This window comes from Pseudomonas sp. RGM2987 (assembly GCF_022952855.1).
GTDB lineage: Bacteria > Pseudomonadota > Gammaproteobacteria > Pseudomonadales > Pseudomonadaceae > Aquipseudomonas.
The window spans coordinates 1-782 of the sequence record NZ_JALJDX010000025.1 but is presented as its reverse complement, the minus strand read 5'-3'; the positions used below and the strand labels follow the sequence as shown (position 1 = coordinate 782).

Sequence of the window (782 nt, the reverse complement as noted above, 5' to 3'; positions counted from 1 at the left end):
GGTCATCAATATCGCTGCCGGCGCTACCACCGGCACCGTTACTGTTGATGCGCCTAAAGACGACGTCTACAAAGATGCCGGCAAGGTTGAAGTCAGCATCGACCACGCCACTGGCGGCAACTTCGAGCACCTGGTTCCGAGCACGACTCCAGCCGTTACGGACGTCACCGACACCATCGACACTTCGACTGTGAGCCTGACGGCCACGTCGACCGTTGCCGAAGGTGGAACTGTGGTTTACACAGCCTCGGTCAACGCCCCGGTCACTGGCGCCCCGCTGGTCGTCACCCTTTCGAACGGTCAGAGCATCACCATCCCTGTTGGTGCTAGTTCGGGCAGCGTGAACTTCGTCACTCCGAACGACGCCCTCGCTGGCGGCGATAACCTGAGCGTCAAGATCGACGACGCCAAGGGCGGTAACTACGAAAAACTGGAAATCGACACCAAGCCGGCTGACACCACCGTCACTGATACCCAGGACACTACCGGTCTGACGTTGAGCGCGACCGATACCGTCGCTGAAGGCGGTTCGATCGTTTACACCGCGACCTTGACCAACGCTGCCGGTACGCCTGTTACCGTCACGTTGAGCAACGGCGCGGTCATCAATATCGCTGCCGGCGCTACCACCGGCACCGTTACTGTTGATGCTCCAAAAGACGACGTCTACAAAGATGCCGGCAAGGTTGAAGTCAGCATCGACCACGCCACTGGCGGCAACTTCGAGAACCTGGTTCCGAGCACGACTCCGGCGGTCACTGACGTTACCGATACCATCGACA

1 protein-coding gene is annotated in these 782 nt (G+C 59.5%); it reads left to right on the top strand.

All coding sequences use genetic code 11. The features are described from left to right. Positions 1–782, top strand: a 782-nt coding sequence (locus RGM2987_RS00100; protein WP_245138091.1) for an immunoglobulin-like domain-containing protein, incomplete at both ends; no start/stop codon positions are given.